The 16,873-nt window shown below is 69.8% G+C and carries 13 protein-coding genes; 10 read left to right on the forward strand and 3 right to left on the reverse strand.

Annotation, left to right across the window (positions count from 1 at the left end; genetic code table 11):
- The first annotated feature begins 493 nt into the window (after window positions 1–493).
- Complete coding sequence (locus BL253_RS21635; protein WP_241834992.1) at window positions 494–3,928, forward strand: ATP-binding cassette domain-containing protein; 3,435 nt, start codon at window positions 494–496, stop codon at window positions 3,926–3,928.
- Between the two features lie 58 nt (window positions 3,929–3,986).
- Here BL253_RS21635 and BL253_RS21640 read toward each other — a convergent pair whose 3' ends face one another.
- Window positions 3,987–4,271 (reverse strand): hypothetical protein, encoded by a 285-nt coding sequence (locus BL253_RS21640; RefSeq protein ID WP_198946345.1) that lies wholly within the window; start codon window positions 4,269–4,271, stop codon window positions 3,987–3,989.
- A 585-nt stretch (window positions 4,272–4,856) separates the two neighbouring features.
- On the opposite strand from BL253_RS21640, the gene BL253_RS21645 reads away from it, so the two are divergent.
- A complete protein-coding gene (locus tag BL253_RS21645; protein ID WP_076818948.1) occupies window positions 4,857–6,092 on the forward strand; it encodes an epoxide hydrolase family protein in 1,236 nt (411 codons plus the stop codon).
- Window positions 6,093–6,179: 87 nt separating this feature from the next.
- Here the strand turns inward: BL253_RS21645 and BL253_RS21650 are convergent, their stop codons facing one another.
- Both BL253_RS21650 and BL253_RS21655 read right to left on the reverse strand, forming a co-directional pair.
- Window positions 6,180–6,395 carry a CinA family protein gene (locus tag BL253_RS21650; RefSeq protein WP_076818949.1) on the reverse strand — a complete coding sequence of 72 codons (216 nt, stop codon included), beginning with the start codon at window positions 6,393–6,395 and terminating at the stop codon, window positions 6,180–6,182.
- 300 nt (window positions 6,396–6,695) lie between these two features.
- Complete coding sequence (locus BL253_RS21655; RefSeq protein ID WP_081438540.1) at window positions 6,696–7,397, reverse strand: FCD domain-containing protein; 702 nt, start codon at window positions 7,395–7,397, stop codon at window positions 6,696–6,698.
- 540 nt (window positions 7,398–7,937) lie between these two features.
- Between BL253_RS21655 and BL253_RS21660 the strand changes: the two genes are divergently transcribed.
- From BL253_RS21660 to BL253_RS21695, 8 genes are read left to right on the forward strand one after another with little or no spacing between them, the layout of a single operon-like run.
- The gene (locus tag BL253_RS21660; protein ID WP_076818951.1) at window positions 7,938–9,512 is read left to right on the forward strand and encodes an ABC transporter substrate-binding protein; all 1,575 of its coding nucleotides are present in this window, start codon (window positions 7,938–7,940) and stop codon (window positions 9,510–9,512) included.
- A 27-nt stretch (window positions 9,513–9,539) separates the two neighbouring features.
- Window positions 9,540–10,571, forward strand: coding sequence for an ABC transporter permease (locus BL253_RS21665; protein WP_076818952.1), 1,032 nt, complete (start codon window positions 9,540–9,542; stop codon window positions 10,569–10,571).
- Window positions 10,568–11,497: an ABC transporter permease gene (locus BL253_RS21670; protein ID WP_198946346.1), complete on the forward strand. Its 930-nt coding sequence runs from the start codon at window positions 10,568–10,570 to the stop codon at window positions 11,495–11,497. Before BL253_RS21665 ends, BL253_RS21670 begins: the two co-directional genes overlap by 4 nt.
- Window positions 11,494–12,480 carry an ABC transporter ATP-binding protein gene (locus BL253_RS21675; protein ID WP_076818953.1) on the forward strand — a complete coding sequence of 329 codons (987 nt, stop codon included), beginning with the start codon at window positions 11,494–11,496 and terminating at the stop codon, window positions 12,478–12,480. Before BL253_RS21670 ends, BL253_RS21675 begins: the two co-directional genes overlap by 4 nt.
- Entirely contained in the window at window positions 12,477–13,319 is an 843-nt protein-coding gene (locus tag BL253_RS21680) for an ABC transporter ATP-binding protein (RefSeq protein WP_076818954.1), read from the forward strand. The genes BL253_RS21675 and BL253_RS21680 overlap by 4 nt, the downstream gene beginning before the upstream one ends.
- Window positions 13,316–14,419, forward strand: a complete 1,104-nt coding sequence (locus tag BL253_RS21685; RefSeq protein ID WP_076818955.1) for a sugar phosphate isomerase/epimerase family protein — start codon at window positions 13,316–13,318, stop codon at window positions 14,417–14,419. Before BL253_RS21680 ends, BL253_RS21685 begins: the two co-directional genes overlap by 4 nt.
- Window positions 14,416–15,375: a sugar phosphate isomerase/epimerase family protein gene (locus BL253_RS21690; RefSeq protein WP_158230391.1), complete on the forward strand. Its 960-nt coding sequence runs from the start codon at window positions 14,416–14,418 to the stop codon at window positions 15,373–15,375. The genes BL253_RS21685 and BL253_RS21690 overlap by 4 nt, the downstream gene beginning before the upstream one ends.
- A complete protein-coding gene (locus tag BL253_RS21695; protein ID WP_076818957.1) occupies window positions 15,372–16,829 on the forward strand; it encodes an FAD-binding oxidoreductase in 1,458 nt (485 codons plus the stop codon). Before BL253_RS21690 ends, BL253_RS21695 begins: the two co-directional genes overlap by 4 nt.
- Window positions 16,830–16,873: the final 44 nt, after the last annotated feature.

Here is a 16,873-nt window from a genome sequence, read left to right on the forward strand (position 1 = left end):
AACGACGACCAAGTCCGACTCCACCCGACACGTCTGCCCGGCGGGGTGCGCGGCGCGGCGGGCATCCGTGCCGCCACGGAAGGCCACATGGCCCACGCGACCCCACCGATCTCCATCAGCACCTCCAACCGTTGCTCCGGGTCGCTTATATGCCGGGTTATGCTCGCCCGGTGCTCACCACCCAGGGCCAGCCCAACCCGGGCGTCATCCTGCTGGAAAAAGCCGTTCTTTGAACAGGCCCCGCTCCGCACTGCCCGTCAGGCCCGCGGCGGCTGAGGCCAACGGACGCGAACGCGCTGGTCGCGGGCGCACGCGTCATGATTCTCGGCGGTTCACCACGACGGTTGATTGATCGCGGATAGACAGTTCGTCCGCGGACAGCCTCCGCGCAATACGCGCGCTCTGACGTCTGTGGAAGCCATCACGCAGGGGGGTCATGGAAGCGGGGGTAACGATGTCAGCCGGGCTGACTGTCCGCAGTGGGCGCGAGGTCGTGGCCGTTGTTCCAGAGGGCCAGTCGTGCGTCATCGGGCGGACAGCTGGCGATCCCCTGCTGGCGGACGATCGGGTCTCCCGGCGTCATCTGCTCATCGAGCCCACCCCCGAGGGCTGGACCGCGGTCGACGTCAGCACCTTCGGCACCTGGCAGAACGGCTGGCGGATCGGACGAGTCCTGATCCACGGGGAGTCGCACCTGCGGCTCGGCGCGCCGGACGGCCCGATGGTCACCCTGGTGCCGCACCCGATCACCAGTCCGGCCTCCCCGCGCTCGTCGGCGCTGGCCGTGTCTGTCACCTCGGTCGACGAGCCCGCCGGCCAGCAGCCGCGCCCCGATCCGTCGGAGCAGCCACAGGCCGGCCCCTGGGGGCAGCCGGCCGAGGCGTGGAACTCCACCGAGGCCTGGAACTCCGCTGAGGCGTGGAACCAGCCCGTCGTGTCGACGCCCGTTGGAACCTGGGAACCACCGGTCACGTCCATCCCGATCGGGCGCTGGGACCCGCGGATGTCCTCGCCCCCCACCGGTTCCGGGGAACCGGTGGCATCGTCGATCCCCGCCAGCCCCTGGGACACCCAGGCGGCCCCACCCGCCATGGGATTCCCGGTCACGCAGGTCCCGCCGGACCCGGTACCGTCCGTCCCCATCGACCCATGGGACCCGCGGGAGGTCCCGGTCCCCCCTGGCCCCTGGGAGCCCCCACTCGCCGCGCCCCCCACCGAGCGGCGGGATCAGCACCAGTCCCGGCCGGCGCCTTCGGACCCCCAGGACCCGCTCAGGACTCCCGTCACGGACTGGCCTGAACAGACGGTCAGGATGACGCCCAGGGCGCTGCGCATCGCCGACCCGACCGGGACACGGCCCGTCACGGACCCGATCGGAGCACGGCCCGTCGCCGACCCGGCCGGAGCGCGGCCCGTCACGGACCCGACCGGGGCACGGCCCGTCGCCGACCGGGCCCCGACGCCGGCTACCTCCCGACGCGGGGACGACCGGGACGCGGCGCCGTCGGAGCGGCGCGGGGACGACCCGGCCATGGCCGATCCCGCGCATCGCGCGGGCAAGCCAGCCAGAGCCTCGTCCGCCCCGCCTGGCGGCGTCGTCCGATCCGAGGTCAAGCGCCATCACGAACGCCCGACCCTGTTGCCCAAGAAGGCGCGCTCTGGATCCGGGCCTCGGATGCCCCCGGCCGAGGGCGACGTGCCGGATACCGACGCGGGGCTTGGCCGCATCCACACGCTGCGGCCGGGCCGGACGGTGATCGGACGGGCGCTGACGAGCGACGTCGTCGTCGGTGACCTGCTGACGTCGCGGGAGCACGCGGCGCTGTTCGTCGACGCCGACGGGGTCGAGATCATCGACCTGGACTCGGCGAACGGCACATTCGTCAACGGCCGCCGAACCGAGCGGGCACGGCTGCGGACCGGGGACTTCTTCTCTATCGGGCACCACGTCTTCCACACCGGTGCCGCGGCCGCGGAGAAGAACGCGGCGCCCACACGGCTGGTCGAGTACCTCGATCACGGTGACGTGACCTTCCAGGTCGACGGGCTGTGTGTCGACGTCGGCGAGACCCGGCTGTTGCACGACGTCACCTTCCGCCTGCCCGGGCGTGCCGTGCTGGGCGTGATCGGTCCGAGTGGTGCCGGCAAGTCGACGCTGCTGGGCGCCCTGACCGGCTTCCGCCCGGCCGACGTCGGAACCGTCCGCTACTCCGGCCGCGACCTCTACGCCGAGTACGACGAGCTGCGTCGCCGCATCGGCTATGTCCCGCAGGACGACATCCTGCACACCGCCCTCACCGTCCGGCAGGCCCTCGAGTACGGTGCCCAGCTGCGCTTCCCGGCCGAGACCACCAAGGAGGAACGGGCCAGGCGTGTTGACGAGGTCCTCCTCGAGCTCGGCCTCACCAACCGGACGGGCGAGGCGCGCGCGGACCGACCCAGTCGGGATCCCGACGTCGCCGCCCGTCGCCGCCGCCATCCAGCCGGCGCTGGCGGCCACGACGACGAGGGCCCTGACGACCTCGACGACCTCGACGCCGCCGCCGGCCCGGCGGACGGCCTGGACAACCTCGACGACGAGGTACCCCAAGGCGTCGACCTACCTGGGCTGAAGGTCTCGAAGCTCTCCGGTGGCCAGCGCAAACGGACCAGCGTCGCGCTGGAGCTGCTCACCCAGCCGACCTTGCTGTACCTCGACGAGCCCACGTCGGGCCTTGACCCCGGCCTCGACAAGGAGGTCATGGAGTCGCTGCGCCGTCTCGCCGACGGTGGCCGGACGGTGGTCGTCGTCACCCACAGCGTCGCGAACCTCGACCTTTGCGACTACCTCCTGGTACTCGCCAAGGGCGGTCACGTCGCCTACTTCGGTCCCCCCGCGCACGCGCTCGAGTTCTTCGGCCGCGACAGCTGGTCGGACGCCTTCCAGCTACTCAAGAACCCGAAGAGCGCGGTCAGGCTTGCCCACCGGTACCGGAACTCGAAGTACTTCATCCGGGGCTCGGCGAGCGTGCCCAAGCCGCGCCCCGCGCCGTTGGAGAACATCCGCCAGCAGTCGGTGCTCTCCCAGGCGCTGACGCTGAGCCGTCGATATCTGCGGGTCATCGCCTCGGACCCGGCCTATTTACGGCTGCTGGTCGCATATCCGATCGTGCTCGGCCTGATACCTCGGACGCTGCCGTCGAGCTATGGCCTGGCCATGTCGACCAGTCCGGAGGAGTCGAATACCGCCGCGTCTCAGATCCTGCTGGTCCTCATCCTCATGGCCTGTTTCATGGGCATGTCCAACTCGATCCGGGAACTCGTCAAGGAACGCGCGATCTACCGCCGAGAACGCGGCATCGGCCTGTCGACGGCTGCCTATCTCGGATCCAAGGTGGCGGTGCTCGGGCTGATCACCACGGTGCAGAGCGTCGTGCTCACCCTGGTCGCGCTGGCGGGCATGAAGACCTCCGGGCACGGTGTCCTCACTGGCATGCCGCTGCCGGAAATCATGATCGCGACGGCGGCCACCGCGATCGCCTCCGCGATGATGGGCTTGGTCGTGTCCGCGCTGGTCGACAACGCGGACAAGACCCTGCCGCCGCTGGTCGTGGTCTCGATGGCGCAACTGGTGTTCATGGGCGCGATGATGCCGCTGTCGGGAAAGGCCGGCCTGGAACAGATCTCCTGGCTCTTCCCCGCCCGCTGGGGATACGGCGCCTCCGCCTCGGTGATCGATCTCATCGCGATCCAGCGGATCGGCGACGAGCGGTTCGCCCCCGGGATCCCGGTCGACCCGCTGTGGAAACACACGGCGGTGACCTGTCTCGCCGACCTGGCCGCCGTCGCCGTCATCGGCCTCATCTGCGCGGTCGTCGCGGCCCGGCTGCTGCGCCGCCTCGACCCCCAGAACGCCCAGCGCGGCTCCGCCCGCGCCAGCGAACGCTGACCCGGCTCCACCATGCCGTGGGGCGGCTGCCCGAGGGTTGGCCCCGGGCAGCCGTGCCTCACTTCTTCTTGCTCTTGGGACGGGACGTCGCCTGCGCCAGCGTGCTGGCGGCGGCCGACTTCTCCGCCTTGGTCGCGCTCTTGCTGGCAAGGATCTTGCCGGCGGCGGAGGCAGCCTTCACCCCGGTCTGTCCGGTGCTCGCGGGCGCCTGCGACAGCGCGCTCGCCGCGGCGGTCTTCCCCGTCTTCTTGGTCTTCTTGGGTGCGTCCTTACTGGTCAGCGTCTTGCTGGCGGCCGTGGCGGCCTTGGCGCCAGTCTGACGAGAATTCTTTGGAATGATCAACACCTCTCTCCAGGTCGGATTTGCATCGCGACCCGGAAGCTGATGCCCGACGCCGTCTCACCTGGCGCATTGACATCAGCTCGGTACCGCGATGAACGCCCGTCCCCTACAGGCCGGGTGTTCGCCGTTCTAGCCGCCGAGCCCGGCGACCGCGACGAACCAGGTGGTACCCCGACTTGGGCGACGAAACCAAAACATCCGCGCCAACCAGACCAGACCGTCCCCCGCGACCGACAGTCAGCCTGTTGTGGCACTGACCCGAACCCGCGGAAGTGCTCTTCGGTGTGGGTCATGGTCTCGAACAGGCTCTGTGGGTGAGCGATGAGTCCACGCGACGGGTCCGCCCTGGCATGACCCGGCRCCCGTGGGGGTGATGAGACGCTTGGCGATATCGGGCAGGCTCATCCAGTGCCAAGGTGGCTGGGCCGCGAGGGAAGGAGCACATCTCCTGCCAGCCAGCTCGACCCGCATCACCGGCAGGTACTCGCCGCGTCGCTGCCCGCGCTCTCTGAAATGGCCCGGCCCGCTGCCCAACCACCCACCAGGCCGACAGCGCTTCTTCCCTGTGCAGTAAGGAACCATGCGATGACCACCCCGCGAGCCTTCCCTCTGGAGCCCGCCCCGATCCAGGTGTCCGACGAGGTCCTCGATGACCTGCGCGTCCGTCTCACTCTGACCCGTCCTCCCCTGGACGAGGGGAACGAGGACTGGTCCTACGGCGTCCCGGACAGCTATCTGCGTGAGCTGGTCGCCTACTGGCGGGACGGCTACGACTGGCGCGAGGCCGAGGCCGCCATCAACGCCTACGAGCACTACCAGGTGAGCGTCGCCGGTGTCCCGGTGCACTTCATGCGCAGGCCCGGCCGGGGCCCCCACCCGATCCCGTTGATCCTCACCCACGGCTGGCCGTGGACGTTCTGGCACTGGTCGAAGGTGATCGACCCGCTCGCCGACCCGGCCACGTTCGGCGGTGACCCCGCCGACGCGTTCGACGTCCTCGTGCCGTCCCTGCCCGGCTTCGGTTTCCCCGGCCCGCTCACCGGCTTCCCGGACGTCAACTTCTGGAAGGTCGCCGACCTCTGGCACACCCTGATGACCGAGACCCTGGGCTACGACAGGTACGCCGCCGGGGGCTGCGACATCGGCGGGATCATCTCCAGTCAGCTCGGCCACAAGTACGCCGACGAGCTGTACGGCATCCACATCGGCTCCGGCCTGCCGCTTGACTTCTTCACCGACCCCCGCGCCTGGGACTTCGCCCGGAACCGGCCCCTCACTGACGACCAGCCCGCCGAGATCCGCGCCCGCGTCATCGAGCTGGACCGCCGCTCGGCGTCCCACCTCACCGTGCACATGCTCGACGGCGCCACCCTGGCTCACGGACTGAGCGACTCGCCCGCCGGACTGCTCGCCTGGCTGCTGGAGCGCTGGAACGCCTGGAGCGACAACGGCGGCGACATCGAGTCCGTCTTCACCAGGGACGACCTGCTCACCCACGCCACGATCTACTGGGTGAACAACTCCATCGCCACGTCGATGCGTTACTACGCCAACGCCAACCGCTACCCCTGGGCCCCTGCCCACAACCGCACCCCAGCCGTGCAGGCCCCGGTCGGCCTCACCTTCGTCACCTACGAGAACCCGCCCGGCATCCACACCGCCGCCGAACGCGTCCGGGCGTTCAGGACCGGCCCGCAGGCAGCCTGGTTCAACCACGTCAACGTCAACGCCCACGACCACGGCGGGCACTTCATCCCCTGGGAGAATCCCGACGCCTGGGTGAKCGACCTACGCCGCACCTTCCACGGCCGCAGGCCCTGAACAACGAGTGGATGGTCTTCCTGGTGCTCGAACCGCTGGCATGCCGCGCACGGCCGTGTCCACGCCCGCGCGACGGCAGGCGCGCGGTCAGGCTCGCTGGATATCGGACTCGAGGACGTCGAGAAAATCCGCCAGAGCCACCATGGCCGACGCGAGCCGGATGTCGGAGCGGTTCCCCCGCAGCTCGTGCCGGCGGACCACGGTCGCGGTGGGGGACGCGGTCGCGGTGAACACCTCGCCCACCGGCCTGCCGTCCTGCTCGCCGGGGCCCGCGACACCGGTGACGCCGATCCCGGCCGCCATGACCTGCGCCTCCGCCCTGGGGTCACCTATCCGACGCCTACCTTGGCACGCCCCCCGGCGACACCGCGGACCACGGCCGCCGCACTCGCCTGGGCGGATCCCGCTGCAGGCGTCGACCACGATGACGGCAGGCCTGCCCAGGTGCCTCCTCGGTATGCCTACTTCCGTTCCCCGCGACGGCCCAGTCCGAAGGCCGGTGCTCGGTCGCGCGCGGGGACGCACCTCGTCCACCTGCGCACCCCGCCAGCCCGGACCGACGGCGCCGCTCGAGAGGGCCGTCGCCCTGGCCGCGCGTCCAGTTCACCCGATCAGGGCTTCGACGGTAGGTGCTCGCCCTGCCTCGATGTGGGCCCACATCAGCGATTCGGCGAGGCGGTCGTTCCCGTTGCGAATCGCGTCCGTGATCGCGTGATGCTCGTGTACCTGGGTGTAGAGATCACGCGCCGCCGTGAGGTAGAAGACCCAGGCGAGCCGGCCACTGATCACGCGCATCAGCTCATTGAGAAGGGCGTTTCCCGCCGCCGCGACCAGGGCGACGTGGACCGCGCTGTTTGTCTCGGCGAGCTCCAGGGCTTCGCCTTCGACCAGGTGCTGTTGCGCCTTGACGAGGATCGCCTCCAGGTTCTCGCTGCCGATGCCCGCGCCCGCCCGGCGGGCCGCGCGCCCTACCGCGATCACCTCGACGCCCAGTCGCGCGTCGAACAGGTCGTTGATCCGTTGCTCGGTCCAGGTGGTCACGCATGAGGTGCGGCGCGGAGACGTCTCGACGAATCCCTGCTGCTGCAGTATCGGCATCGCCTCGCGAACCGGGACCCTCGACGCGTCGAGGTCTGCCGCCACTCGCTGCTCGGCCAGCGCCATGCCCTGCGGATACTCACCCACGATGATCTTCCGGCGTATGGCGCGTTGGACCACGACGGAAAGAGGCTCATCCCTGTCTGGTCGTGCTCCCGCGGTTCGCCTGTTCGACGAGCCAGTCATCGCAGAACTCCGTTCCTGCATTCGACGTCACCCTGGTGGTGCGCGGTCCCGTGCCCGGAGCTGGCTTCTCCCGCCGACGCGCGGGACGGTCGCCTTCTCGGGCGGGTCGAGGCGGACCCGACGATGTCGCTGACCTTCTCCACGAACCGCGCCGGTCCGGCGGCATCCATGTCTCGACCTGATGCGGTTCCAGGCCGAAAGCACACCACATCGGCGACACCGTCGACGGTGGAGGCCCGACGCCTTCGCCATTGGCGCCGACGACCAGTGGGTGTCGTCGGCCAGTTCGATCGGCACCGCATGCCATCCCGGCACACCCCAGCCTCCGATCGGTAACGGATCCAACGACTCAGGACGCCCGCGGCCGGCGGCCCGGGGCGGCCCGGCCGGCCCGACGCGCTGGGGGACGCTGGCCCCGACGGCCACCCTCCGATCAGTTGTATACCACCGAGCGCTCGTTGGCTGAAGTAACTCACAATTTACCTGCACGGATCTGGCGTCTGCGTGCCAAGTGTATACAGTCGGGGCCAGTTCAGGATCATCGCCGTCTCGGAGGCCACCATGCCTGTACCGACCCATCGACCCCGGTGGCGTCCCGCGCCGGGTCGCCTCCTCACCAGTGCCATCGCCGCTGGGGCCGGCGCCGCGGTGCTGCTCGCCGGCTGCGCGGGCGGCCAGAGCTCCGGCTCCGACCGCGACGAGACGGCAGTGATCGCGTACYGCAACCAGATCGACACCCTCGACCCGGCGCGCGCCGACTACCAGCAGACCGACAACACCGACCAGCTCCTGTACGACACCCTTATCGGCTACGACAAGGGCAAGATGGTCCCGCAGCTCGCGAGCACGTTTACGTACTCGCCCGATGTCACGAGCATTGATCTCACGCTGCGGTCGGGTGTCACGTTCCACTCGGGCAACCCGCTGACCGCCAAAGACGTCGTCTCCTCACTCGACCGCTACAAGGCCGTCGGTCAGGGAATCATCGGGCAGATCTCGACCTACAAGTCGTCGACCGCCGTCGACGACTCGCACGTGAAGATCGAGCTGACGCAGCCGGACTCACTGTTCATGGGCGCGCTCAGCCGCATCTACATTTTGGATTCGAAGCTGGTCGCGCAGCACGCGGGCAGTGATCAGGCGCAGAGCTGGCTGCTCAACCATGACGCGGGTTCAGGCCCGTTCACGCTGGCGTCGGCCTCGGGTGGGACCTACCAGATGTCCCGGGCCGACAAGTTCTGGGGCTTCGACGCGAAGCGCCCCAAGACGATCATCCTGCGCCRCATCGACGACCAGGCGACGATCCGCGACGAGATCCGGGCCGGAAACGTCGACGGGGGCTGGATCTCCTACGACGACAAGGACGCGTTCGCCGGGAAGAACGTCGTGGTCGGGGCCTCTCCGGACACGTTCCAGATGGCGATCTACTTCAACACGTCGTCCGGGCCGACGGCCAACCCCGCGGTGCGTGAGGCGGTGCGCCTCGCCTTCGACTACAAGGGAGCGCTCTCGACGATCTACAAGGACCAGGGGACGATCGCGAACGGCCCGTTGCCGACGAACCTGACGTGCCGTCCCGACCTGCCGACCTCCGCGCAGGACCTGAACAAGGCCAAGGCCGTGCTGGCCGATGCCGGGCTGTCGGACCTCACGCTCACCATGCGCTTTCAGCCGAACTTCCCCGAGCACGCCGCCGCGGCGACGTTGCTGCAGTCGGACCTGTCGAAGATCGGCGTGAAACTCAAGCTGGAGCCGATCGCGTTCTCCGATTACCTCACGATGCTGGACGACCCGAAGAGCATCCCGTCGATCATGCTGCTCGGCGAGGGCGCGTCCTACCCGGACACCGGCGTCATGGTCGTGAACACCTTCTGGTCGAAGAAGATCGGGACCAACCGTGGCGCCTACTCCAACCCGGCCGCCGACGCCCTGATCGAGAAGGCGATCGTCACCCCGGACGCCGCCGCGCGCTGCGAGATCTACTCGCAGGTGCAGCAGACCGTCGACGGCGACTACGCCACCATGCCGCTCTACACGGTCAGCATGCTGTGGGCGTGGCGATCGGACATCAAGGGGACGGACATCCCATCGCCGGGCGAGGGCATCTCGTACCGCTCGATCACCGTCGGCAGCTGACGGATCGCGGATCGAGGGGGATCTGCCATGAGCCGATTTGTGCACCCGGCGCTGTTCATCGCGCGCCGACTGCTCGGTGGAATCGGCACGCTGCTGACCCTGGCGACGATGGTGTTCGTCCTGCTCAAGGCCATCCCCGGCGACGAGGCCCGCGTCGCCGCCGGGGAGTGGGCCACCCCTGACCAGGTGGCCGCGGTCCGCGCCAGGCTCGGCCTGGACCGCGGCGTCCTGAGTCAGTACCTGCGTTTTCTGGGGCGGCTCCTGCACGGTGACCTGGGCGTTTCCAGTTCGACCCACGGATCGGTCGGATCARCCATCGCCGACCAGCTTCCCAGCACGGCGGAGGTGGCGGTCGTCGCGGTGTTGATCAGCGTGACGGTCGCCATTCCGCTGGCGGCCTTCTCCGCGCTGCGCTCGTCAGGCGCCTGGGACTCGACCCGGCGGGTGACCGTCATGGTGCTGGCCGGCATGCCGACGTTCTGGCTCGCCCTGCTCGCCCAGTCGCTGCTCAGCGCGAAGCTGCACGTCTTCCCGATCTCGGGACAGCTCTCCGTCGGCTACTCGGTCCCGCACGTCACCGGTGCCCCCACCCTCGACGCCCTCCTGTCTGGTGACCTCGCCGCCGCGCGGGACGCCTTCTCACACGTGGTCCTGCCCGCGATGGTGCTGTCGATTCCGCAGGCCGGCCTGATGTATCGCGTCACCAGATCGGAGATCCTGCGGGTCGCCGCGCGCCCCCACATCACCGTCGCGCGGGCGGCCGGTGTCGGGCGGGCTCGCCTCATCCGCAAGCACATCCTKCCCCCGGCGCTGACACCAGTGATCATTCTCATCGGCGTCGACTTCGGCACGCTGTTCAGCACGGCGATCCTGGTCGAATCGGTGTTCGGCCGGCCCGGCCTCGGCTCGATGATGACGAACGCCATCAGGGTCAAGGACACGCTCACCGTCGAGGGCTGCGTCCTCGTCATCGGCATGATCGTGGTGGCGTCGAGCCTGGTCGTCGATCTCGTCCAGCTGGTCCGGGATCCACGCKTGCGTACGGCGGAGCTGTCGTGACCGGCGAGCTGGTTCCCCTCGCGCGGCRCTCGCTGCTGCGCCGGCTGCGCCGACCGCCCCGCCTGTCGTGGTCGCTGCGCAGGCGTGAGTCGACTCCGCTGGACAAGGCCACCATCACGCTGGTGGCCCTGATCGTCCTCACCGCGCTGATCGGACCGCTGGTGGCACCGGACATCTACCTCTCGGACATCAGGAACGCGTTTCACCCGCCGAGTGGACAGCACTGGTTCGGCACCGACGACCAGGGCCGGGACGTTCTCTGGCGGGTGATCGTCGCCTGTCGGACCTCCCTCGGCGCGGCGGCCGTCATCGTGTTCGGCTACGGCCTGCTCGGCACGGTCGTCGCCACGGTCGCGAGCGTCGGCCCGCGCTGGCTCGACGAGGCGCTGATGCGCCTCACGGACGCCGTGCTCGCCTTTCCGGGGCTGCTGTTCGCGCTCGCGGTCACCGCGGCGCTCGGCGCCGGAGTGCTCACGGTCATGACGGCGCTGATTCTCACCGGCTGGCCGATGACCGCCCGGCTGCTGCGCGGGATCGTGCGCGAGACGATGGCGATGCCGTTCGTGCAGGGCGCGCGGACACTCGGCGTCTCCCGCACTCGGCTGATGACTCGCCACGTGCTGCCCAACGCACTGCCCGCTCTCTGGGTGAAATGGGCCAGCGACATCGGTAATACGGTGATCACGGTCGGCGGCCTGTCGTTCATCGGTGCCGGGGCTCAGCCGCCCACCGCCGAGTGGGGGGCCATGGTCGCCACGGCACAGGGGCATGTGTCGACCGCGTGGTGGATCGCGCTGTTCCCCGGCCTGGCGATCGCGGTGACGGCCGTGGCGTTCGGCCTGCTCGGCGACATGTTGCATCTACGCACCGACCCGGCGGTGCGGCAGCGTGCCGCCGCCGCACGCGCGAGGCAGGTGGCGCGGTGACGAAGCCTCACCTGCTGGCGGTCGACGACCTCACGATCCGTGTGCCTGGCGGCCCGGTGCTGGTCGACGGGCTGTCGTTCGCGATCGGAGCCGGCGAGCGATGGGCGATCGTCGGCGAGTCGGGCTCCGGCAAGTCGGTCACCGCACGCGCCCTGTTGCGGCTGGACGGCGAGCTCGATCTCACGGGCTCGGTCCGCCATCACGGACGAGAGCTGCTGACCCTGAGCGAGYGCGACCTTGCTCAGGTTCGTGGCAGCCAGATCTCGATGGTGTTCCAGGACCCGTTGGCCGCTCTGCACCCGATGCGTTCGATTGGCGACCAGGTCGCCGAGCCGCTGATCGTCCACGGGGTCGGCCGGCGAACGGCCTGGCAACGCGCCCGCCGGATGCTCGACGAGCTCGGTATCGCCGCCGCCGACCGTCGCATGCGCGCGTACCCCCACGAGTTCTCCGGCGGCATGCGCCAGCGCGTGGTGATGGCGATCGCACTTGTCGCCGAACCGGACCTGCTCATCGCCGATGAACCCACCACGGCGTTGGACGTCCGCGTGCAGCAACAGGTATTGGAATTGATGGGCCGCATCGCCGAGGAACGCGCACTGGCCGTGCTTCTGATCACCCATGACCTCGGCGTCGTCGCCAACTTCGCCGACCGGATGGTCGTCATGTACGCCGGGCGTGCCGTCGAGCAGGGCAGCGTGCCGTCGCTTCTTCGATCGCCGCGGCATCCCTACACCGCCGCCCTGCACGCGGCGGTCCCACGCCTGGATACCGTCCCCGGCGAACTGCTGGCGCTTGCCGGCGTGATGCCGAGTCCGGCGCGGCGGCCCAGCGGCTGCGCCTTCCATCCCCGGTGCGCGGTCGCCGTCGACGCGTGCGCCACCACTGTGCCGCCCCTGTCGCCCGCTGGCCCGGACGGTGACGAGGTCGCGTGCCACCTCGTGACGGGCAGCGAGGCCGTGGACCGGAAGGTGGCTCCATGATCTTGGACGTGCGTGGCGTCAGCAGATCGTTCAGAGCGATCGGCCGGCCCCCGGTCGTCGCGCTCGACGACGTCTACCTGCGAGTCCCCGAAGGGGACACGCTTGGTCTGGTCGGCGAGTCGGGATCCGGCAAGTCGACATTGCTGCGCTGCGTCATGCGCCTCGAGAAGCCCGACGAGGGCGAGGTGCTGTTCCGCGGGCGGGACGCCCTGCCCCTGCGGGGCAAGGGACTGCGGGCCTACCGACGCCAGGTGCAGATGGTCTTCCAGGACCCGGCCAGCAGCCTCAGCCCGCGTATGACGGTGGAGCAGCTCGTCGGCGAGGGCATGCTCGTGCACAGGCTCGAGCGGTCGGCCGCGCGACGTCGCGAACGGGTCGCGGAACTCCTCGACGCCGTCGGCATCCCGCCCGACGCGATGGCGCGGCACCCCGTCTCGTTCTCCGGCGGCCAGCTCCAACGCATCGCGATCGCACGTGCCCTCGCTGTGGAGCCCAGCCTGCTCGTGTGCGACGAACCGGTCTCGGCACTGGACGTCTCGGTGCAGGCACAGGTGCTCAACCTCTTGCTGAGAACCCAGGCGCGCACCGGGTTGTCGATTCTGTTCGTCTCCCACGACCTCGCCGTCGTGAAGTACCTCTGCCCCTCGATCGCGGTGCTCGAGAAGGGCCGGATCGTCGAGGAGGCCAGCCGCGACAAGCTGTTCCAGGCACCACGGGCGGCCTACACCCGTGCGCTGATCGACGCGGTGCCCAACCCCGATCCGGTGCGTCCGGGCCCGGGCTCCCGACCGCCCAAGCCCCGCCCCGGCGGTAACGACGCGGAAGGCAACCACGAATGAGACTGGGCAGTGACGCGCTCAAGCTCCCGGACTCCGGCGACCACTCGCCGCTGCGCCAGCTGGAGCGGGCCAGGTCCGAGAACCTGGCCGGCCTGTTCTTCCGGCACCTGCTGCACGTCTCCGCGACGCTGGATGCCGGTGAGCTGCGTGCGGTGCGCCAGCGCGCCGACGAGCTCGGCATGTACCTGGAGGCCGGCCTCGGCCGGGTCAACCCGTACAACATCCCGGAGTCGCCCGAGATGCGCGCTCTCGGCGCCGGCGACACCGTCCTCGGCTACCGAAGGGTGATGGAGGCCGCGGCCGGCGTCGGCGTGACCGAGCTCTGGGCCGAGACCGCGACGTTCAAGCCCTACCGTGGTCGGCTCGCCTACGACCGGTTCCGTACCGACGTCACCTGGGCCGACCAGCTGGAGGCCACGGTCAGGTTCCTCACCGTCCTCGCGCCGATCGCTCGCGATCTCGGGATCCATATCAACCTTGAGACCCACGAGGAGATCACCTCGTTCGAGCTGGTGCGCATCGTCGAGGCCGTCGGGCCGGACGTCGTGGGGGTCACGTTCGACACGGGCAACGTGCTGCAGCGGCTGGAACACCCGACGTKGGCGGCACGCCGGCTCGCGCCGTACGTGCGGCAGACCCACATCAAGGACTACGACCTCGTCCGGCTCCCCGACGGGCTCGACTGCCAGCTGCGCCCCAACGGCCAGGGCGTCGTCGACCTGGCCGAGATCATCCCGATTCTCCACGGGGCCAACCCGGACCTGAACCTGTCGCTGGAGGTCCGCCCCTTCGGCGGCGCCGGCGGAAACGGGATCGAGGGCACGATCCCGGGTGCGACGATCTCGCTGTACGACCCCGAGTGGCTGGCCGGCCACCCGGACCTGACCACCGGGGAACTGGCCGCGTTCCTCGAGATGCTGCAGCGCTACGAGGACCGCGTCACCGCGGGCGAGGTCGCGTCGTACGAGGAGTACCGAGCCTCGGTGTGGGACRAGCAGGCCGCGTGGCAGTACGTCCGCTCGTCGTGCGACCACGTCCGCGAGTGTGCCGCCAAGGCGGGCATCGCGCTCGAAGGACCGGGCGAGCGGCAGGCATCGTGAGGGTGCGCGGCATCGTCATCCGCGACTTCCCGGTTGTCCCCGGCGCGGCGGAGGAGCTGATACGCGCCGCGGCGGCGGTGAACGTGTCGAACGTGCACGTCAATCCGCCGCGGTGGATCGGGCGGGACCATCCACCCGGCGAACTGCGCGCGATCGGCGCGGCCCTGGCCGAGGCGGGTCTGACCATCACGGTGGATCTCGGGGCGGTCAACCCCGCCTACTGGCCGAACGACGATCTGTCCGACCGCGACGGAACACGGGCCCGAATCCGGCTGCTGCGGGAGGCGGCACTGCTGGGCGTGGAATCGGTCCACGTGCGGGTGGGCTCACCGGAATCCCGGGACGATCCGGCGGTCGCCTGGGAGGCGCAGAAGGCGGCCGCGACGCGGGCGCTCGCCGCCCTCGGGCCAACCGCGACCGAACTTGAGATCGCCGTCGTGCTCAAGACCCACGAGGAGATGGCCTCCGCGGAGGCGCTGGCGATCGCCGACGAGGCGGGTGAGCACGTCCGTCTCGGATACAGCGCGGTGAACCTGCTGGCCGTCCTGGAGGACCCGGTCGTCGCGGCTCGCCGCCTGGCCCGCCGGGTGCACACCGTGTTCCTCGACGACGCCGCCATGGTCTTCACCGCCGAAGGGATGGCCCGGCGCCTGCGCCCGCTGGGCGAGGGCATCGTCGACTGGCCGGCCGTGCTGGCGGTGCTCCCGGCCGAAGCGCCGCTGATCTTCGACCTGCACCGGGCGGAACTGACCGTTCCCCTCTACCGCGAGGGCTGGATCGCGGCCCGGCCCACCGCCACCGTGGCCGAGATCCTCCGCATCGCCGCCGCGGCCACACCGAACACACCGTCCACCGCGCTGGACGAGCGGCGGCGGACAGGCCTGGCGCTGCTGCCCGCGCTCGCGTCCATCGCTCCTGGCATCGCCTCGAACACCCACCGGAGAGCCCAGCAATGAACTCGACCGTCCAGACATCCGCGCCGTCGCTCGTCGACGAACTCCGCGCCGTCGTCTCGTGCGACGTCGTCGGACCGGACGACAGCGCCTACGAAGCCCTGCGACGCGTGTGGAACGCGGATATCGATCGCCGCCCGGCGGCGATCGTGCGGTGCCGCGCCGCGCAGGACGTGGCGAGCGCGCTGCGCTGGTGCGTACGGTCGCGTGTCCCCATCACGGTTCGGGGAGGGGGGCACAACCTCGCCGGCACCGCGGTGGGTGACGGCGCCGTCATGATTGACACCGGTCTGCTGCGCGAGGTGCGCCTCGACCCCGCCAGCGGGCGGGTCGTCGTCGGCGCCGGCTGCCGCTGGGGCGATGTCGACCGGGTCGCCGCCGAGTTCAACCGGGCGGTTCCCGCGGGCGTGGTGTCCCATACCGGCGTCGCCGGGTTGACCCTCGGCGGCGGTGTGGGCTATCTGAGCCGCATGTTCGGGGCCACGGTGGACTACGTCGACGAGATGGAGGTCGTCGTCGCCGACGGCCGGATCCTCACGGTGTCGGCCACGGAGCACCCGGACCTGTTCTGGGCCCTGCGCGGCGCCGGGCACAACTTCGGCGTCGTCACGAGATTCACCTATCGGACGGTGGCGTTGCCGGGGCTGGTCACGATCCGCCAGGTGTTCTACGGCGCGAAGGACCGCGTCGACATCATGCGGCTGTTCCGCGAGTGGGGTCCCGACGCGCCCGGGAACATGGGCACCTACATTCGGCTGCTGCGCGCGCCGGAGTACTGGTCGCAGCTCCCGGCCGAACACCGCGGCAAGCCCGTGCTCTCGCTCGCGACGATCTTCTATGGCGATCCGGCGGACGAGCCCGAGGYGACCGCGCCGATGTTCGCCCTCGGCACGCCGATCTACTCGAGCCTCAGGACGATGCCGCACGTGACCCTGCAGCACTCGACCGACGACGAGTTCCGCTACGGCATCGCGCATTACTGGAAGCACACCGCGGTCGAGGAGCTCGACGACGACGCGATCGACATGATTATCGGGCACTGTGACGCCTACCCGGGCCAGTCCCTGAACGCCAGCGCCAACATCGCGCACCAGTTGCTCTGCCCATTCGAGATCATCGCCGGCAGCCGCGTGAGCAACGCCCGGCCGGACGACGCGACCTCGGGCATCGACGGCCTGTTCAGCGCCAACATCGGCGCCGACTGGGTGTATCCGGCCGAGAAGGCACCGCTCGTGGAGTGGGCCCGCGCGTTCGACCGTGATCTCGAGCCGTACCGGAACGGCACCTACATCAATTTCACCTCCGTGGCCGGGGACGACGAAATGGCACGTGCCGTCTATGGCGACAAGTACGACCGGCTGGCATCGATCAAGCGCACCTACGACCCCGACAACGTGTTCTCGCGGGGGCTTGTCGATCTCGCCGAGAACGAGGACTCGCCCTGGGCCGCGAAGTAGTGGATCTCGCGTCCGGCCAGCCTTTTCTCGTGTCATCGGGTACT

The organism is Pseudofrankia asymbiotica, from assembly GCF_001983105.1.
GTDB classification, from domain to species: domain Bacteria; phylum Actinomycetota; class Actinomycetes; order Frankiales; family Frankiaceae; genus Pseudofrankia; species Pseudofrankia asymbiotica.

Excerpts from the sequence above, each read along its gene's own strand:
- BL253_RS21650 (WP_076818949.1), bottom strand. The coding sequence starts at position 6,395 with ATGGCGGCCGGGATCGGCGTCACCGGTGTCGCGGGCCCCGGCGAGCAG.
- BL253_RS21680 (WP_076818954.1), top strand. The coding sequence starts at position 12,477 with ATGATCTTGGACGTGCGTGGCGTCAGCAGATCGTTCAGAGCGATCGGC.
- BL253_RS21655 (WP_081438540.1), bottom strand. The coding sequence starts at position 7,397 with ATGCAGGAACGGAGTTCTGCGATGACTGGCTCGTCGAACAGGCGAACC.